General features: G+C 72.0%; 17 protein-coding genes and 1 pseudogene. 12 read left to right on the top strand and 6 right to left on the bottom strand.

What is annotated here, in order from left to right; genetic code table 11:
* Positions 1-116 (top strand): annotated as a pseudogene (locus tag HCU73_RS16915) (IS5/IS1182 family transposase); the annotation flags it as partial.
* Positions 117-125: 9 nt separating this feature from the next.
* Here HCU73_RS16915 and HCU73_RS16910 read toward each other — a convergent pair.
* Genes HCU73_RS16910 through ccmI form a run of 4 tightly spaced genes read right to left on the bottom strand, consistent with a single transcriptional unit; the run spans position 126 to position 2647 of the window.
* The gene (locus HCU73_RS16910; protein ID WP_168624656.1) at positions 126-683 is read right to left on the bottom strand and encodes a hypothetical protein; all 558 of its coding nucleotides are present in this window, start codon (positions 681-683) and stop codon (positions 126-128) included.
* Positions 680-931, bottom strand: coding sequence for a DUF1289 domain-containing protein (locus tag HCU73_RS16905; protein ID WP_168624655.1), 252 nt, complete (start codon positions 929-931; stop codon positions 680-682). The genes HCU73_RS16910 and HCU73_RS16905 overlap by 4 nt, the downstream gene beginning before the upstream one ends.
* A complete protein-coding gene (gene ruvX / locus HCU73_RS16900) occupies positions 924-1415 on the bottom strand; it encodes a Holliday junction resolvase RuvX (protein ID WP_168624654.1) in 492 nt (163 codons plus the stop codon). Before ruvX ends, HCU73_RS16905 begins: the two co-directional genes overlap by 8 nt.
* A complete protein-coding gene (gene ccmI / locus HCU73_RS16895; protein ID WP_168624653.1) occupies positions 1412-2647 on the bottom strand; it encodes a c-type cytochrome biogenesis protein CcmI in 1236 nt (411 codons plus the stop codon). Before ccmI ends, ruvX begins: the two co-directional genes overlap by 4 nt.
* Before the next feature lie 192 nt (positions 2648-2839).
* Between ccmI and HCU73_RS16890 the strand changes: the two genes are divergently transcribed.
* From HCU73_RS16890 to HCU73_RS16870, 5 genes are read left to right on the top strand one after another with little or no spacing between them, the layout of a single operon-like run.
* Positions 2840-4084 (top strand): sarcosine oxidase subunit beta family protein, encoded by a 1245-nt coding sequence (locus tag HCU73_RS16890; protein WP_168624652.1) that lies wholly within the window; start codon positions 2840-2842, stop codon positions 4082-4084.
* Between the two features lie 14 nt (positions 4085-4098).
* A complete protein-coding gene (locus HCU73_RS16885) occupies positions 4099-4476 on the top strand; it encodes a hypothetical protein (protein WP_168624651.1) in 378 nt (125 codons plus the stop codon).
* Between the two features lie 36 nt (positions 4477-4512).
* Positions 4513-4833 (top strand): sarcosine oxidase subunit delta, encoded by a 321-nt coding sequence (locus tag HCU73_RS16880; RefSeq protein ID WP_168624650.1) that lies wholly within the window; start codon positions 4513-4515, stop codon positions 4831-4833.
* Entirely contained in the window at positions 4830-7871 is a 3042-nt protein-coding gene (locus HCU73_RS16875; protein ID WP_168624649.1) for a sarcosine oxidase subunit alpha family protein, read from the top strand. The genes HCU73_RS16880 and HCU73_RS16875 overlap by 4 nt, the downstream gene beginning before the upstream one ends.
* Positions 7864-8427, top strand: a complete 564-nt coding sequence (locus HCU73_RS16870) for a sarcosine oxidase subunit gamma (RefSeq protein WP_168624648.1) — start codon at positions 7864-7866, stop codon at positions 8425-8427. Before HCU73_RS16875 ends, HCU73_RS16870 begins: the two co-directional genes overlap by 8 nt.
* 11 nt (positions 8428-8438) lie before the next feature.
* Here the strand turns inward: HCU73_RS16870 and HCU73_RS16865 are convergent, their stop codons facing one another.
* Positions 8439-9134 (bottom strand): substrate-binding domain-containing protein, encoded by a 696-nt coding sequence (locus tag HCU73_RS16865; RefSeq protein WP_168624647.1) that lies wholly within the window; start codon positions 9132-9134, stop codon positions 8439-8441.
* Between the two features lie 175 nt (positions 9135-9309).
* On the opposite strand from HCU73_RS16865, the gene HCU73_RS16860 reads away from it, so the two are divergent.
* The 4 genes from HCU73_RS16860 to HCU73_RS16845 all read left to right on the top strand — a co-directional run bounded on the left by HCU73_RS16860 (position 9310) and on the right by HCU73_RS16845 (position 12363).
* Positions 9310-10233, top strand: coding sequence for a hypothetical protein (locus HCU73_RS16860; protein WP_168624646.1), 924 nt, complete (start codon positions 9310-9312; stop codon positions 10231-10233).
* Between the two features lie 115 nt (positions 10234-10348).
* A complete protein-coding gene (locus HCU73_RS16855) occupies positions 10349-10954 on the top strand; it encodes a superoxide dismutase (protein ID WP_168624645.1) in 606 nt (201 codons plus the stop codon).
* A gap of 138 nt (positions 10955-11092) precedes the next feature.
* Positions 11093-11602: a host attachment family protein gene (locus tag HCU73_RS16850; protein WP_239025610.1), complete on the top strand. Its 510-nt coding sequence runs from the start codon at positions 11093-11095 to the stop codon at positions 11600-11602.
* Positions 11603-11670: 68 nt separating this feature from the next.
* Positions 11671-12363, top strand: a complete 693-nt coding sequence (locus HCU73_RS16845) for a cyclic nucleotide-binding domain-containing protein (protein WP_168624644.1) — start codon at positions 11671-11673, stop codon at positions 12361-12363.
* Here the strand turns inward: HCU73_RS16845 and HCU73_RS16840 are convergent.
* Positions 12360-12917 (bottom strand): LOG family protein, encoded by a 558-nt coding sequence (locus tag HCU73_RS16840; protein WP_168624643.1) that lies wholly within the window; start codon positions 12915-12917, stop codon positions 12360-12362. The genes HCU73_RS16845 and HCU73_RS16840 overlap by 4 nt on opposite strands.
* 148 nt (positions 12918-13065) lie before the next feature.
* On the opposite strand from HCU73_RS16840, the gene HCU73_RS16835 reads away from it, so the two are divergent.
* Together HCU73_RS16835 and HCU73_RS16830 are read left to right on the top strand one after the other, a co-directional pair.
* Positions 13066-14385 carry a LysM peptidoglycan-binding domain-containing protein gene (locus HCU73_RS16835; RefSeq protein ID WP_168624642.1) on the top strand — a complete coding sequence of 440 codons (1320 nt, stop codon included), beginning with the start codon at positions 13066-13068 and terminating at the stop codon, positions 14383-14385.
* Between the two features lie 92 nt (positions 14386-14477).
* Positions 14478-16349 (top strand): ABCB family ABC transporter ATP-binding protein/permease, encoded by a 1872-nt coding sequence (locus HCU73_RS16830; RefSeq protein WP_168624641.1) that lies wholly within the window; start codon positions 14478-14480, stop codon positions 16347-16349.
* Positions 16350-16536 lie beyond the last annotated feature (187 nt).

Genomic DNA, 16536 nt, shown 5'->3' with positions numbered 1-16536 from the left:
GCATGTGGTGCCGTCTCAAGGACTGGCGCAGGATCGCAACCCGCTATGACAAGCTCGCACGCAACTTCCTCGCAGCCGCCCAGATCGCCGCAGCCTTCATCTGGTGGATCAATTGAGTCCGGACCCTAGCGGGTGCTGACGATGGGCCCGCGCGGGTTGTCCCACTCGTCCTGCGGGCGCTGGCGGCGGTAGACGAGGAACATCACCGTCACGCCCCCCATCTGCGCCAGCAGGATCGGGTTGAACAAGAGGTCGAAGGGCGCCGGGATCAGCGCCAGGACCCCCGGCGGCGCGGCGCGGCCGTCCTCGCCGACCTGCCAGAGCTGCACCAGCAGGAAGCCGACCCAGATCGCCATCCAGACCGGCAGCGTCGCGGGCCGGGGGCCGAGGGGGCGGTCGCCCTGCCGCACGATCCACAGCCGCAGGGCGAACCAGACCGGCCCGAGCATCACCGCCCAGAGGAACAGCCCCGGCAGCACCACGATCAGGGCCTCCCGCGCATACCACTCGGACAGCGCCGCGCCGAAGTCGGCCTCGCCCGCCGCCATCGCCAGCGGCAGGAACAGGAGCGTGATGGCGACCCCGCCCAGCACCCAGCCGTAGAACAGCGCGAACCGCCGCTGTGCCCCCAGCCCGGTGACGGGGATCTTGTGGAAGCTGGACGGCGTCCGGTGGGGCCTCACGCGCCGCCGGCCTCGCCCTGCCGCTTGAGGCGCGCGGCGCGGCCGCCCCGGCGCTGGCCCATCTGCGCGCGGCGGGCGGGCAGCTCGGCCATCACGGCGCGGCGCGCGTCCACGCTCATCCGCGACCAGGCGGTGATCTCGTCGATGGTGCGCAGGCAGCCGGTGCAGGTGCGCGTCTCGGGGTGCACCACGCAGATCTTGATGCAGGGGCTCTCGATCTCGTCCCGTCTCCAGATGTCGTCAGTCACGGCCGGACCCCCGCATGAACCTGAGCCGGTCGAGGGCCCCCTGCAGGATATAACCCGCCGCCACCGCGTCGATCACCTCCGCGCGACGCTTTCGGGTCGTATCCGCCTCCAGCAGTGCCCTTTCTGCCGCAACCGTGCTCAGCCGCTCGTCCCAGAAGGCGATCGGCAGGCCCGCGAATCCGGGCAGCCGGGCGAGGTTGCGGGCGAAGGCGCGGGTCGATTGCGCGCGCGGCCCCTCGGTGCCGTCCATGTTGGCGGGCAGGCCGAGGACGATGCCGCCGATCTCGCGCGCCGCCGCTATCCGGGCGATCGCCGCAGCGTCGTCGGTGAACTTGACCCGGCGCAGCGTCTCCAGCGGGGTCGCCACCGACAGGAGCCGGTCGGACACCGCGACGCCGATGGTCTTGGTCCCGAGGTCGAGGCCCAGAAGGCCCCGGCCCGCGGGCAGGGCGGCGGCAAAGCCCTCGATGTCGTCGCAGATCACTGCGGCGCGGCCGCGAGGGGGGCGGCCGCCTCCTCGATCAGCGCCAGCGCCTCGGGCACGTCGGCGAACACGGTGCGCGCCTCCTCGGCGATCAGGGCCGCGTCCTCGGTCCGGCCCAGCACGATCTGCGCCCCGATCAGCCGGGCCCAATCCTCGGGCGGGCCGCCCTCGGTCGCCAGCCGCTCGGCCAGCCCCGCCACCATGCCCTCGATCATCGCCTGCTGGTCGGCGGCAGACATGCCCTGCGCCGCCTGCATCTGCTCGGCGGTGGGCCCGCGCGGGGGGGCGGGCTGGGGCAGCTCGGCCAGCGACACCTCGACGCCGGCGAGGAAGGCCACCTCCTCGATCTGGAGCCGGATCGGCTCGACCCAGGGCGCCTCGGCGGTCGATTCGCCAAGCAGGTTGCGCCAGATCGGGAAGGCGAGGTCGGGCCGGCCCTGCTGGGCGTACATCAGCCCCGCGTAGTAGCGCGCGGTGCCGTTGCGCGGCTCCAGCTCCAGCCCGCGCAGGAGCGCGGCCTCGGCCTCGGGGCTGACGTAGCCGCCGGCGGCGAGGATCATCATCTCGGCCATGTCGATGTAGTGGTAGCCGGTCGCCGCCTCGCCCAGCACCTCGATCAGCCGCTGCTGCGCCAGGTAGCCGGCGCGGAAATTCCCCAGCGCGGCCTCGTTCTGCGCCAGAAGCGCCAGGCCCTGCGGATCGTCGGGGCGCTGTTCCATCACGGTGCGCAGCTGCGCCACCAGCTCCTCTCGGCGCGGGTCGGCCGGGAGGCCCTCGCGGAAGGGCAGGTCGGTCTCGGCCACGTCTTGCGAGGGGCGGTTTTCCCGGGCGGTCTCGACCATCTCGATGCGGCCGGCCAGCGGCAGGTCGGGGTAGCCCGGCGCGCCGATCTGGGCGTAAAGCGCGAAGGCGCCGGCCACCATCGCGCCTAGGCCCGCGCCGAGGATCGCCTTGTCGAAGCCGCTCGTGCGCGCCTCGGCGGCCACGGCCTGCTGCAGCGCGCGGTCGGCCTCGAGCAGCCGGCGCGACACCTCGGTGCGGGCGCGGGCGGCCTCGTCCCCGGTCAGCACGCCGCGGGCGACGTCGCGGTCGACTTCCTTCAGCTGGTCGCGGTAGACCTGCAGGTCATAGGCCGCCGCCGGCACCGCCGCCTTGCGCGGGCGCAGGATCGCCAGCACCAGCACCAGCACCACCAGCCCCGAGAATGCCCCCGTCGCGATCCAGAATCCCATCGTGCGCGTGCCTTCCCTCGCTCCGTTCCCTTCCACATAAGGGCTTCGCGCGGCCCGGAAAACCCGTGGCCGTCGGGGCGGGGCGAGACATTCTGCCCCTCTCGTCGCATTTTGCGCAAAGACCGTCGCCCGCGGTATCCTGCGCGCGCGCGTCCTGTCCCACATCGGGCGGGCAGTGAGAGGAGCCGCCACATGCGCCGCTATTCCGCCTTCGCCATCGCCCGCGAGGCTGCCCGCCACCACCTCGGCTGGGAGCGCGCCTGGCGCAGCCCGACGCCCAAGCCCCGCTACGACGCGGTGATCGTGGGCGCGGGCGGGCATGGCCTTGCGACCGCCTACTACCTCGGCAAGAACCACGGCATCCGCAACGTGGCCGTGATCGAGAAGGGCTGGCTCGGCGGCGGCAACACCGGGCGGAACACGACGATCATCCGGTCGAACTACCTGCAGGACCCCTCGGCCGCGATCTACGAGAAGGCCCGCAGCCTCTACGAGACGCTGAGCCAGGACCTGAACTACAACGTCATGTTCTCCCCCCGCGGCGTGATGATGCTGGCCCAGACCGAGCACGAGATCCGCGGCTACCAGCGCACCGCGCACGCCAATGCCCTGCAAGGCGTCGCGACCGAGTTCATCAGCCCGCGTCGCGTCAAGGAGCTGTGCCCGATCATCAACATCGACGGCCCGCGCTACCCCGTCCTCGGCGCGCTCTGGCAGCCCCGCGGCGGCACCGCGCGGCACGACGCGGTGGCCTGGGGCTATGCGCGCGCCTGTTCCGACATGGGCATGGACATCATCCAGCAGACCGAGGTGACGGGCGTCCGACGCGAGGGCGGGCGCGTGGTGGGCGTGGACACGACCAAGGGCCATATCGCCTGCGACAAGCTCGGCATCGTGGTCGCGGGCCATTCGGGCGTGATGGCCGAGCGCGCGGGCTTCCGCCTGCCGATCGAGTCGGTCGCGCTGCAGGCGCTGGTCTCCGAACCCATCAAGCCGGTGATGGACGTGGTCGTGATGGCCAACACCGTGCACGGCTACATGAGCCAGTCCGACAAGGGCGAGATGGTGATCGGCGGCGGCGCGGACGGGTTCAACAACTACACCCAGCGCGGGTCGTTCCACCACGTCGAGGAAACCGTGCGCGCGCTGATCGAGACCTTCCCGATCATCAGCCGCCTCAAGATGCTGCGCTGGTGGGGCGGGATCGTGGACATGACGGGCGACCGCTCGCCGATCATCTCCAAGACGCCGGTCGAGGGCGTCTTCGTGAACTGCGGCTGGGGCACGGGCGGGTTCAAGGCGATCCCGGGGTCCGGCTGGGCGATGGCCGAGCTGATGGCCAAGGGGCATTCGCCGCTGGCCGACGCCTTCTCGCTGTCGCGGTTCCGCGAGGGGCGCTTCATCGACGAAAGCGTGGCGGCAGGGGTGGCGCATTGAGGCCAGGGCGCGACATGGTGCTGGTCGGCGTGGCGCTGACCATTGCGGCCGCCGGCTACTGGATCGACCGGGTCTGGGGCGGCGACGCCTTTCCGCGGGCCGGCGCGCTGATCGTGGCCTTCGGCGCGGCCTTTGCGGGGCTCGAGGTCTACGGCATGGAACGCGCCATCATGCGGCACGAGGCGCGGGTGGAGAAGCTCGAGGCGGCCTATCTCGACGCCGCCAAGGAGGGCCGCGAGACCACCGCGGCCGCCGCCTTCAGCCGGCTGGCCGAGAACCTGTCCGAGTATCGCAACGCCCGGATCGAACGGGTCGGCCGCATGATCCGGGCCGAGATCGCCATCCTGTGCTTCGGCACCCTGATCTGGGGCTTCGGCGATCTTGTCGTCTAGGCCCGCATACCCCCCCGCGACGCACGGAGACGCGCGATGCTAGTGTTGACCTGCCCCTATTGCGGCGTCGCCGCCTGCGAGACCGAGCTGGCGCCGGGCGGCGAGGCGCATCTGAAGCGCTTTGGCCCCGGCTCGTCCGACGAGGACTTCGAGGCCTACCTGTTCCTGCGCCCCAACGTGAAGGGCGTGCATTTCGAGCGCTGGCGCCACGCCATGGGCTGCGGCAAGTGGTTCCTCGCCGCGCGCGACACCGCCACGCTGGAGGTGTTCGGCACCTACAGGGCCCAGACCTCCGCGCCGCCGCCCGAGATCGTCGCCGCCATCCAAGCCAAGCGCCCCGACTGGAGCCTGACATGAGCACCCGCCTGCCCACCGGCGGCCGGCTGATCGACCGGACCGCCAAGATCGCGTTCACCTTCAACGGCAAGCGGTTGCAGGGCCATCCCGGCGACACGCTCGCCTCGGCGCTGCTGGCCTCGGGCCAGACCATCCTCGGCCGGTCCTTCAAGTATCACCGCCCCCGCGGCGTGGTGGCGAGCGGGGCGGAGGAGCCGAACGCGCTGGTCAACCTCGGGCGGGGGCCGACGCACGAGCCGAACCAGCGCGCCACGGTGACGGAGCTGTTCGACGGGCTGACCGCGACGTCCCAGAACCACTGGCCGAGCCTCGAATGGGACATCGGCGAGGTGAACGCGGCGCTGGCGCGCTTCCTGCCCGCGGGCTTCTACTACAAGACCTTCATCCACCCGCGGCCGTTCTGGAAGCACGTGTTCGAGCCCTTCATCCGCCAGTCGGCGGGGCTGGGCAAGGCGCCGGACCCGAAACACCAGGACCCCGACCGCTACGAGCATTTCTACGCCCATACGGACGTGGTGATCGCGGGCGGCGGCATCGCCGGGCTGCAGGCGGCGCTCGAGGCGGGGCGCGCGGGCGCGACGGTGATCCTGTGCGAACAGACCGCACACTGGGGCGGGCGGGCGCCGGTGGACGGGGTCGAGATCGACGGGCAACCGGCGGAGGACTGGATCAACGACACCGTGCAAGCCCTTGAGGGGATGGAGAATGTCCATCTCCGGCTACGGACCATGGTGGCCGGCGTCTACGACCACGGCTACGTCATCGCCTACGAGCGCGTGACCGACCACGCCCCGGACCCGGACGCGCCGCGTCACCGGCTCTGGCGCATCCGCGCGGGCCGGATCATCGCCGCGACGGGCGCTCTGGAGCGGCCCCTGAGCTTTCCCGGAAACGACAAGCCGCGGGTGATGCTGGCCTCGGCCATGCGCGACTACCTGGTGAACTGGGGCGTATCGCCCGGCGATCGGACCGTGGTGGTGACGAACAACGACGACGCCTACCGCACCGCGCTGGCGATCAAGGCGGCGGGGCTGGACGTGCCCTGCATCGTCGATGCGCGCGAGACGGCCGACGGCCCGCTGGTGCAGGAGGCCCGCGCGCGCGGCATCCGGGTGCTGACGGGCATGGGCATCGCCAACGTCAAGGGCTTGCGCGGTGTCGTGGCGGTGCAGCTCGGCCGGCAGGCGGGCGAGGGCACGGTGGTCGAGGACGTGGTCTGCGACGCGGTCGCCATGTCGGGCGGCTGGTCGCCGGTGGTGCACCTCTGGTCCCACTGCGGCGGCAAGCTGAGCTGGGACGCGGCGGGCGCCTTCTTCCGCCCCGACCCGGACCGGCCGCCGACGAACCAGCACGGGGAGGGCTTCGTCGTCTGTGCGGGCGCGGCGGACGGGGCGCTGCACGCCTCCGAGACGCTGGAAAACGCGTCAACAACGGCTCGCAAGACACTGGCGTCGATTGGAAAACTTGCGCCGGATGCCGCCGTGTCCAAGGCCACCGCCGCCGCCGAGGCACCGCTCGCCCCGGTCTGGATCATGCCGCAGGGCGCGGGGCCGAAGAAGCGGGCCAAGATGTGGCTCGACTTCCAGAACGACGTGAAGGTGTCGGACGTGCAGCTGGCCGCGCGCGAGGGCTACGAAAGCGTCGAGCACACCAAGCGCTACACCACGCTCGGCATGGCGACGGACCAGGGGAAACTGAGCAACATCAACGGTCTGGCGGTGCTTGCTGATGCGCTGGGTGAAGACATCCCGCGCGTCGGCACCACGACCTTCCGGCCGCCCTACACGCCGATCTCGATGGGCGCCATCGCCGGCGAGGCGCGGGGCGCGATCTTCCAGCCGCTGCGGCGCACGCCGATCCATGGCTGGCACGAGGCCAACGGCGCCCATTGGGAGCCCGTGGGCCACTGGCGGCGGCCCTACTGCTTCCCGCGCAAGGGCGAGAGCCACCGGGACGCCGTGAACCGCGAGATCACGGCGACGCGGACATCGCTGGGCCTCCTCGACGCCTCGACGCTGGGCAAGATCGTGGTGAAGGGCCCCGACGCGGGTCGGTTCCTCGACATGCTCTACACCAACATGATGAGCACGCTGAAACCCGGCAAATGCCGCTACGGGCTGATGTGCAGCGAGAATGGCTTCCTGATGGACGACGGGGTGGTGGCGCGGCTCGACGAGGACACCTTCCTCTGCCACACCACGACCGGCGGCGCCGACCGCATCCATGCCCACATGGAGGACTGGCTGCAGACCGAGTGGTGGGACTGGAAGGTCTACACCGCGAACGTGACCGAGCAATGGGCGCAGATCGCCGTGGTCGGCCCCAAGGCGCGGGCGGTTCTGGACAAGCTTGGGGCGGATATCGACCTGTCGGACGCCGCGCTGCCCTTCATGGCCTGGGCCGAGGGGCGGATCGGCGGGATCGACGCGCGGGTCTTCCGCATCTCCTTCTCGGGCGAGCTGAGCTTCGAGGTGGCGGTGCCGGCGAGCCTGGGCCGGGCCTTCTGGGACAAGCTCCTGGAGGCCGGGGCCGAGTTCGGGGCCACGCCCTACGGCACCGAGGCGTTGCACGTGATGCGGGCCGAGAAGGGCTTCATCATGATCGGCGACGAGACCGACGGCACGGTGATCCCGCAGGACCTGGGCCTCGACTGGGCGATCTCGAAGAAAAAGGACGACTACCTCGGCAAGCGGGCGCAGGAACGGGCGCACATGACCGACCCCGCGCGCTGGAAGCTGGTGGGGCTGGAGACGCTCGACGGCTCGGTCCTGCCCGATGGCAGCTATGCGCTGGCCGAGGGCGTGAACGAGAACGGGCAGGGCAACACGCAGGGCCGCGTGACCTCGACCTACTACTCGCCGACGCTGGGCCGCGGGATCGCCATGGGCCTTGTCCTGAACGGCCCCGACCGGATGGGCGAGGTGATCACCTTCAACACCACAAAGAAGACCGTGAAGGGCGAGGCGCCGAAGACCGTGCAGGCGCGCATCGTCAGCCCGGTGTTCTACGACCCCGAGGGGGAGAAGCAGAATGTCTGACCAGGCCGTGAGCGCGTTGCCGGGGGCCGAGGCGACGGGCCTCGTCACGGTCCGCGAGATGGGGTTGCAGGGGATGGTGACGCTGCGCGCCGACCTGTCGGCGGCGGCGCGCGCCGTGCAGCGGGTGACCGGGGCCGCGATGCCCGGGGTCCGCCGGATCGAGGCGGGCAAGGGGTGCAGCGTGGCGTGGATGTCGCCCGACGAGCTGCTGATCCTGTGCGACCGCGCGGGCGCGGACCGGATGGTCTTCGACCTGACCGAGGCGCTGACCGGGCAGCATCACGTGGCGGTCAACGTGTCGGACGCGCGGGCGATGTTCGCGCTGGAGGGCGCGCCCGGTGGCTTGCGCGACGTGCTCTCCAAGGTGACGCCGGCGGACATGGGGGCGCTGGTGCCCGGCGAGATGCGGCGCACACGGCTGGCGCAGGTGCCGGCGGCGATCTGGTTCGAGGCCGAGGGCGCGGCGCGGGTGATCTGCTTCCGCTCGGTCGCGCGCTACGTCTTCGACGTGCTGGCGATGTCGGCGCGGCCCGGCGGGGCGGTGGACTACCACTGAGCCCCGGGGCGTCAGCCCGGAAAGGCGAAGCGGCCTACGCCGCGATCGGCCAGCACGCCGTCAAGCCCCGGGTCGGTCAGGTGGTCGAGAAAGGCGCGGGCGGCGGGACGCGCCGCCGCCTCGGGGCTGAGGAACACCGACATGTCGATATCGGTCCCGAGATCCGGGGGACAGACGGCGAGGGCCGTGACCCCCGCGGTCGCCCGGACCGTGGTCAGCGGCGCCGCGGCCAGCGTGCAGTCGCCGCGCGCGGCGGCGCGGATCGGCTCGCCCGCCGCCATCGGCATCAGCCGGTCCTCGATCTCGGCCAGCACCCCGAGGCGCAGCGCCATGTCGCGGAACATCTGGCCGCTGGTGCCGTCGGCCGTGTAGGCGATGGCGGCGGCGGCGCGCAGCAGCGTGGCGAGATCCCCCGCAAGCCCGGCCAGCGTCCCGGCCGCGGCGTCGCTGGTGGCGATCGCCAGCGGCACCCGGCCGAACGGCCGGTGGCTGGCCGGGTCGGCGCGGCCGAGGGCGACCAGCGCCCGCACGTAGACCGGGTTGGTCAGGGCGACGTCGTAGTCGGCCCCGGCGGCGATCCGGCGCGGCACCTCGGGGTTGAGGAGCGGGATCAGCTCGACCGCCACGCCGGTGGCGCGGGTGTGCATCTCGACGAGGGCGGGCAGGGTGCCGGTGAGGGCGACGGGGCACAGGCAAGCAACGGTCACGGGCGGCCTCACGGCAACGAGAACTGCGGGCAGGATACCCCGCCCCGGTCCGGGAATCAGCGGGATACAGGGTCGCAACCGCCCGGCGGTGCCCGCGGGGGCCGGTGGGGCGGCCAGGGACTATTGACGCCGCAAATCATTTGATCGCCCGTCCTGCCTGCCGTAGGATGCGGGGATGCAGGACGGGAGACGCGCGCGGATGCCGGACGGAGGGCGGCCGATGCGCACCATGGGCAGGCCATGGCAACTGCTGATGGCGGTCGGGCTGGCCCTGTGCGCCGCGGGGGCGGCAGGGGCCGACAGCCACCTGCCGCCCGCGGACGGCGCGCCCTACGACCCGGCCGGCGTGCTCTACCGCGACGGGGATTTCCGGCTTGCCCGGCCGGGCCAGCGCCCGGTCAGCAATTTCTACAACCGGCCCGGCTATGTCTCGGTCGACCCCGCCTGCTACGCGGGCGTCCTGTCGATGGAGCTGAGCGCCGAGCATCCCGCCTTTCCCGGCGCGCGCATGCATGTCGCGGAGACGATCCGGGTGCGGCCCACCCGCGTCGCGCGGCGCCATGCGCAGCGGTTCTCGTGGGAGATCTGGTCGGACCCGTTCGAGATGATGGGCATCGTCACCACGGCGCAGGGGGCGGGCGGGGGCAGCGCGCGGGTCTGGCTGACGCTCGACCTGCGCAACGCGGCCTACCGGCTGGTGACAGACGTCACCCCGCGCCGGGATGCCTACCGCATCGACAGCGCGGGCGCGGGCCTGAGCCGCACCGCGCAGGAGGACATCTTCTTCGGCTTCGCCGATCACCATTATTCCTACGTCGACCTGAGCGGGCTGGCCGGGGCCGGCGCGGCCGGGGCGCAGGCCATGGCCGACATCGACCGGATGCTGTCCAACCGGCCGCCCAACGTGGTCATGGGGTTCATCGACTGGACCGAGATCGAGGGCGCGGACGGCAGCACCGAGGTGTTCATCGAGCTGCAGCGCGAGGAGGAGATGTTCCTCGACTACCACGGGCTGATCCTGTCGGGCCTGCGCCGCACCGACCTTCGGATCCTGTGCGACGACGTGATCCGCGACATCCGGCGGCTCTGGCCGCGCTGAGGCCGGGGGGCGTGCCGCCGGGGCGGGGGCAATTCCGGGGGCGGGGTTGACGTTTGCCCCCCGAGGCCTCCATCTGTCGCCCAACAGGAAACCACCAATCAAGGGGGGCCCACCGATGGCTTTCACACTTCCCGATCTTCCCTATGCCCATGACGCGCTGGCCGGTCTCGGCATGTCGAAGGAGACGCTGGAGTACCACCACGACCTGCACCACAAGGCCTATGTCGACAACGGCAACAAGCTGATCGCGGGCACCGAGTGGGAGGGCAAGAGCCTGGAGGACATCATCACCGGCACCTACCAGCCGGGCGCGGTGGCCCAGAACGGCATCTTCAACAACGCCTCGCAGCACTGGAACCACGTCCAGTTCTGGGAAATGATGGGCCCCGGCGAGGGCGGGATGCCCGGCGAGCTGGAAAAGGCCATCGTCGAGAGCTTCGGCTCGGTCGACAAGTTCAAGGCCGATTTCGCCGCGGCGGGTGCCGGCCAGTTCGGTTCGGGCTGGTGCTGGCTGGTCAAGGACAAGGACGGGTCGCTCAAGGTCACCAAGACCGAGAACGGCGTGAACCCGCTGTGCTTCGGCCAGACCGCGCTGCTGGGCTGCGACGTGTGGGAACACTCCTACTACATCGACTTCCGCAACAAGCGCCCGGCCTACCTGGACAACTTCCTCAACAAGCTGGTCAACTGGGAGAACGTCGCGGCCCGCCTCGCCGGCTGAGGCCCGGTCCCGACCCGTCTGACGCGGCCCGCCCCACCCGGCGGGCCGTTGTCGTTTCGGGCTGCCGTTGACGGGGGTCAAGGCGCGGGGGCGCGCGGTCTGGAATCGTGGCGGCGGCTGGACCGAAGGAGACGACAGATGGCCGACCCGACGATGACCCCGACCCCCGGCAAGAAGACCGTGGCATCCCGTTCGCCGCTGACTAACGGGACCTGGGTGCTGGTGGCCGATGGCAAGAAGGCGCTCCTGCTCGAGAATACGGGCGACGCGGAGCGGCCGGTGCTCGAGGTGCGCCGCGCCGACCGGCAGGACAACCCCGCCACGCGGGCGCAGGGCACCGACAGGCCCGGCCGGTTCGCCGGCCCGGGCGGCGGGCAGCACGGCACCGCCGCGCCGACCGACTGGCACCAGCTGGCCGAGGACCGCTTCGCCCATGAGCTGGCGGCGCTGCTCTACCGGCAGGCCCATGCGGGCGGCATCGACCGGCTGGTCCTGGTGGCCGCACCCCGGCTGCTGGGCGAGCTGCGCAAGGCGCTCCATGCCGAGGTGACGGCCCGCGTGGTGGCCGAGCTGGCGCTCGACCTGACCGGGCAGCCGGTCGACGAGATCGCGCGCCGCATCGCCGCGGCCGCGGCGACGCGGGGCTGACCCGCCGCGGGACGGCCCCGCTTGACGGACGGGGTGTCCCACCTCCTGATGGTGGCAGGAGGTGACCGATGGAACTGACGATCGCTTCGGCGCTGTCGGCGGAGGGCCTGCTGGGCCATGCCGCCTATGTGTTGCTGGTCCTGTCGATGCTGATGCGGACGCTGCTGTGGCTGCGGCTGCTGGTGATCGCCTCGGCGCTGCTGGGCATCTCCTACGCGGTGTTCATCCTCGGCGATCCGGTCTCGACCTTCTGGGAAACCTGCCTCGTGGTCGTCAACATCGGCCAGCTGCTGATCACCCACTGGCGCAGCCTGCGGGCCCGGTTCAGCGACGACGAGGCGCATTTCATCGCCCGCCACCTGCCCGGGCTGACCCGGGGCGAGGCGCGCGCGCTGATCGACCGCGGCCGCTGGGTGGCGCTGGAGGACGGGGCCTGCCTCGCCGTCGAGGGCGAGCCGGTGGAGCGGCTGAGCTACGTCGCCGAGGGCGCCGCCGAGGTGCGCGTCGGCGGGCGGGCGGTGTCGGCTTGCGGCGCGGGCGATTTCGTGGGCGAGATGACGGTGCTGACCGGCCTGCCCGCGACGGCCACCGTGGTGGCGACCGCGCAGACGGTGGTGTGGCAGGTCGAGGCCCCGGTCCTGCGCGACCTGACCCGGCGCCGGGACGACCTGTCGCGCGAGCTGGAGGCCGCCTTCGCGCGCAACTACCGCGACAAGATCGTGGCGATGAACCGCCGCGCGGTGGCGGGGCTGGGCGGCTAGGCCGGCCCGGCCGCGTCCTGCAGCCGCGCCATCAGCGCGGGCACGTCGGGCACCGTCTCGACGAAGCCGCGCAGGCTGGGCTCGGCAAAGCCCTGCGCGATGACGTGGTCGATCAGCGCCACCAGCGGCTGCCAGTAGCCCGCGATGTCCAGCAGGTAGATCGGCTTGTCGTGCAGCCCCAGCTGGCGCCAGGTCAGCACCTCGAAGAACTCGTCGAGCGAGCCCGCCCCGCCCGGCAGCACCGCCACCGCGTCGGCGTTCATGAACATCACCTTCTTGCGCTCGTGCATCGTCTCGGTGACGACGAAGGTGGACAGGTCGCGCTTGCCGACCTCCAGCCGCATCAGGTGGGTGGGGATGACGCCGAAGGTGGCGCCGCCCGCGGCCTGCGCGGCGCGGGCCACGGCGCCCATGATCCCGACGTCGCCGGCCCCGTAGACCAGCCGCATTCCGGCGCCTGCCAGCGCGGTGCCGAGCGCGGTGGCCGCGGCCATGTAGGCCGGGTCGGCGCCGGGGCGCGCGCCACAATAGACACAGACGGACAGGCTTTGCATCGCGGTCCCTTGCGCTTGTCGGGGATTCGCCTCCTGATAGGCGCAATGGGGCGGGGGCTCAAGCGGCCGAGGGGACGGCCGCCGCGGGCCCCCGGAGGTGCCGGGTGCAGCGCGCCCGGACCGAAGGGGACGGAGAGACAGGACAGCCATGGCGACACCGACGTCAGGCGGAACGGGGGCGAAGGCCGCCCCGATCGCGGGGGCCGCGGCGCTCGGCGCCGTGCTGGTGGCCGCCGCGGTGGCCTTCGTGACCCTGCGCGGCGGTCCCGAGGAGACGCCCGAGGCGTCGGCGCCCGACACGGTGGCCGCGGCGCCCGGCACGACCACGCCTGCGCCGGCCGGGGAGACCGCCACCGCGGACACGACGGCGCCGGACGCCGGCACCGAACAGACCGCGGCGCCGGCCGATCCCGTCGCCCCGCGCTTCGACGTGGTCCGCGTGGAGGCCGGCGGCAGCGCCGTGATCGCCGGGCAGGCCGGGCCGGGGGCGACCGTGACCCTCAGCCTCGACGGCGCGCCGCTGCAGGTGGTGGAGGCCGACGCCGCCGGCAACTTCGTCGCCATGCTGCTGCTCGACCCGTCGCAGGACCCGCGCCTTCTGAGCCTGCAGGCCGCGCTGCCGGGGCAGGACCCTGTGGCGGGGTCCGAGACCGTGCTGATCGCGCCCTTCGAGGGCGAGGTCGCCGGGGCGCTCGGGGCCGCGCCGCCGCCCGCGCCCGAACCCGCCCAGTCGGCCGAGGCCCCCGGCGTCGGCGAGACCACCAGCACCGCGCCCGCCGTGCCGGGCATCGCGCCCGCGCCGGCCCCGGCGCCCGGCGCTGATCTGGCCGCCGCCGCGCCCGATGCCGCCCCCGAGGCCGGCACGCCGGCCCCCGCGCCCGTGGCCGGCACCGAAGCCCCCGCGCCCGCCGGCCCCGAGGCGCCCGCCGTGCTGCTGGCCGATGCCGACGGCGTGCGCGTGCTGCAGGCCCCCGGCGCGCCGCCCGCGGCGCAGACCGAGATCCGCCTCGACGCGATCACCTACGACGTGGCCGGCGAGGTGACGCTGGCCGGGCGCGGGCCGGCCGACGCCTCGGTCCGGGTGACGCTGAACAACCGCCCGATCAACATGGGCGAGATCGGGCCGGGCGGGCAGTGGAGCCTCGACCTGCCCGACGTCGATCCGGGCACCTACACCCTGCGGCTGGAGCAGGTCGCTGCCGACGGCAGCGTCGCGCGCACCGTCGAGACGCCCTTTCTGCGCGAGGATCCCGCCCGCATCCGCGACAACCCGATGCTGGTGGATCCCGGCGCCTCGGTCATCACGGTGCAGCGCGGCTTCACCCTCTGGGGCATCGCCGAGGCGAATTTCGGCGACGGCATCCTCTACGTGCAGATCTTCGAGGAGAACCGGGACGCGATCCGCGACCCCGACCTGATCTTCCCGGGCCAGATCTTCGCGCTGCCCGACCTGCCGCGGGCGCCCTGAGGCATCGCGCGCTCTGGCCATTTCCGGCCGCCGTGCCTAGGTAGGACCCCAGACCGGCCGCAGCGCCCGACACCGCCAGCAAGGACCCTTCCATGCCAGCCGACACCCAGGCCGCTGCCGGCCCCGCGCCCGCGCCCGCGGCCCCGGACCAGACATCCGCCACGCTCGCGCAGGAGGAGCGCCGCTCGGGGCTGCGCACGATCCGCAAGGTCGCGCCCTATCTCTGGCCCGCCGACAAGCCCTGGGTGAAGCAGCGCGTGGTGGCGGCGCTCCTGTTCCTGGTGGCGGCCAAGGCGGTGGCGATCGGCACACCGTTCCTCTACAAGTACGCGGTCGACGCGCTGACGGGCGAGGGCACCTCGCCGGCCTTCCTGCTGGGCCTCGGCGCGGTGGGCCTGACGGTGGCCTACGGCGTGGCACGGGCGGCCAACACCGGGTTCCAGCAGCTGCGCGACGCGGTGTTCGCCCGGGTGGCGCAATCGGCGCTGCGGCAGCTGGCGCTGGAGACCTTCCGGCATATCCACGCCCTGTCGCTGCGCTACCACATCACCCGCAAGACCGGCGGCCTCAGCCGCATCATCGAGCGGGGGGTGAAGGGCGTCGACTTCCTCCTGCGGTTCCTGCTGTTCTCGGTCGGGCCGCTGATCCTGGAGCTGTTGCTGACCGCCATCGTGCTCGGGGCCTATTTCGACCTCGGCTACCTGGTGGTGCTGGTGGCGACCATCGGCATCTACGTCTGGTTCACCTTTGCGGTCACCGAGTGGCGGGTGAAGATCCGCCGCGAGATGAACCGGCAGGACACCGACGCCAACCAGAAGGCGGTGGACAGCCTCCTGAACTTCGAGACGGTCAAGTATTTCGGCGCCGAGACCCGCGAGGCCGACCGCTACGACCGCGCCATGGCGGGCTACGAGACCGCGGCGGTCAAGACGGCGGTGTCGCTGGCGTTCCTGAACGCGGGCCAGGCGATCATCATCACCACGGGCCTCGTGATCGTGATGGTGATGGCGGCGATGGGCGTGCAGGACGGGACGCTGACCACCGGCGACTTCGTCATGGTCAACGCCTTCATGATCCAGATCACGATCCCCCTCAACTTCCTCGGGACGGTCTACCGCGAGATCCGGCAGGCGCTGGTCGACATGGGCGAGATGTTCGACCTGTTGGAGCAGCCGCAGGAGGTGGCCGACCGCCCCGGCGCGCCGGCCTTGAAGGTCACGGGCGGTGAGGTCGTGTTCGACGCCGTGCGCTTTGCCTACGACCCGGCGCGGGCCATCCTGAAGGGCCTCGACTTTACCCTGAAGCCCGGCGAGACGGTGGCCCTGGTGGGGCCGTCGGGGTCGGGGAAATCGACCATCGGGCGGCTGTTGTTCCGGTTCTACGACGTCACCGGCGGGGCGATCCGCATCGACGGGCAGGACCTGCGCGAGGTGACGCAGGAAAGCCTGCACCGGGCCATCGGCGTGGTGCCGCAGGACACCGTGCTGTTCAACGACAGCATCCGCTACAACATCGGCTACGGCCGCGCCGACGCGACCGAGGCCGAGATCGTCGCCGCCGCGAAGGCGGCGCGCATCCACGACTTCATCCTGAGCCTGCCCGAGGGCTATGACACCCAGGTGGGCGAGCGCGGGCTGAAGCTGTCGGGCGGCGAGAAGCAGCGGGTGGGCATCGCGCGGACGTTGCTGAAGGACCCGCCGATCCTGCTCTTGGACGAGGCGACGAGCGCGCTGGATACCGAGACCGAGCGCGACATCCAGTCGGAGCTGCGGATGATGGGGCAGGGGAGGTCGGTCATCACCATCGCGCACCGGCTGTCGACCGTGGTGGAGGCGGACCAGATCCTGGTTTTGCAGGCGGGCGAGATCGTGGAGCGGGGCACCCATGACGAGCTGCTCGCGCGCGGCGGGCGCTACGCGTCGATGTGGGCGCGGCAGATGGCGGGCGAGGACGAGGACGTCTGAGGGCGGCGAAAAACTGCAGTTTTTCGCATGGGAAACCTGGAGGTTTCCGGTGGGGAAAACGCGCGTTTTCCCCCGTTTTGCGGGGCGCAAAACGGCGCGGCCCCATACTGACCGGGTGTCACCGGCGGCCGGCGTCGCGATGCGTATTTGGGGAAAGATGAAGCGGGCGGGTCCGGGGGCGGTCGCG

The organism is Roseicyclus persicicus, assembly GCF_012395815.1.
Classification (GTDB): Bacteria; Pseudomonadota; Alphaproteobacteria; order Rhodobacterales; family Rhodobacteraceae; genus Roseicyclus; species Roseicyclus persicicus.
Note: the sequence above shows the minus strand (reverse complement) of the source record. Positions and strands in the feature narration are given on the sequence as shown.

What these genes read in the sequence shown, in the direction of transcription:
- ccmI (WP_168624653.1), bottom strand. Translation starts at nt 2,647, where the DNA reads ATGGGATTCTGGATCGCGACGGGGGCATTCTCGGGGCTGGTGGTGCTG.
- HCU73_RS16890 (WP_168624652.1), top strand. Translation starts at nt 2,840, where the DNA reads ATGCGCCGCTATTCCGCCTTCGCCATCGCCCGCGAGGCTGCCCGCCAC.
- HCU73_RS16885 (WP_168624651.1), top strand. Translation starts at nt 4,099, where the DNA reads ATGGTGCTGGTCGGCGTGGCGCTGACCATTGCGGCCGCCGGCTACTGG.
- HCU73_RS16880 (WP_168624650.1), top strand. Translation starts at nt 4,513, where the DNA reads ATGCTAGTGTTGACCTGCCCCTATTGCGGCGTCGCCGCCTGCGAGACC.
- HCU73_RS16875 (WP_168624649.1), top strand. Translation starts at nt 4,830, where the DNA reads ATGAGCACCCGCCTGCCCACCGGCGGCCGGCTGATCGACCGGACCGCC.
- HCU73_RS16870 (WP_168624648.1), top strand. Translation starts at nt 7,864, where the DNA reads ATGTCTGACCAGGCCGTGAGCGCGTTGCCGGGGGCCGAGGCGACGGGC.
- HCU73_RS16860 (WP_168624646.1), top strand. Translation starts at nt 9,310, where the DNA reads ATGCAGGACGGGAGACGCGCGCGGATGCCGGACGGAGGGCGGCCGATG.
- HCU73_RS16855 (WP_168624645.1), top strand. Translation starts at nt 10,349, where the DNA reads ATGGCTTTCACACTTCCCGATCTTCCCTATGCCCATGACGCGCTGGCC.
- HCU73_RS16850 (WP_239025610.1), top strand. Translation starts at nt 11,093, where the DNA reads ATGGCCGACCCGACGATGACCCCGACCCCCGGCAAGAAGACCGTGGCA.
- HCU73_RS16845 (WP_168624644.1), top strand. Translation starts at nt 11,671, where the DNA reads ATGGAACTGACGATCGCTTCGGCGCTGTCGGCGGAGGGCCTGCTGGGC.
- HCU73_RS16840 (WP_168624643.1), bottom strand. Translation starts at nt 12,917, where the DNA reads ATGCAAAGCCTGTCCGTCTGTGTCTATTGTGGCGCGCGCCCCGGCGCC.
- HCU73_RS16835 (WP_168624642.1), top strand. Translation starts at nt 13,066, where the DNA reads ATGGCGACACCGACGTCAGGCGGAACGGGGGCGAAGGCCGCCCCGATC.
- HCU73_RS16830 (WP_168624641.1), top strand. Translation starts at nt 14,478, where the DNA reads ATGCCAGCCGACACCCAGGCCGCTGCCGGCCCCGCGCCCGCGCCCGCG.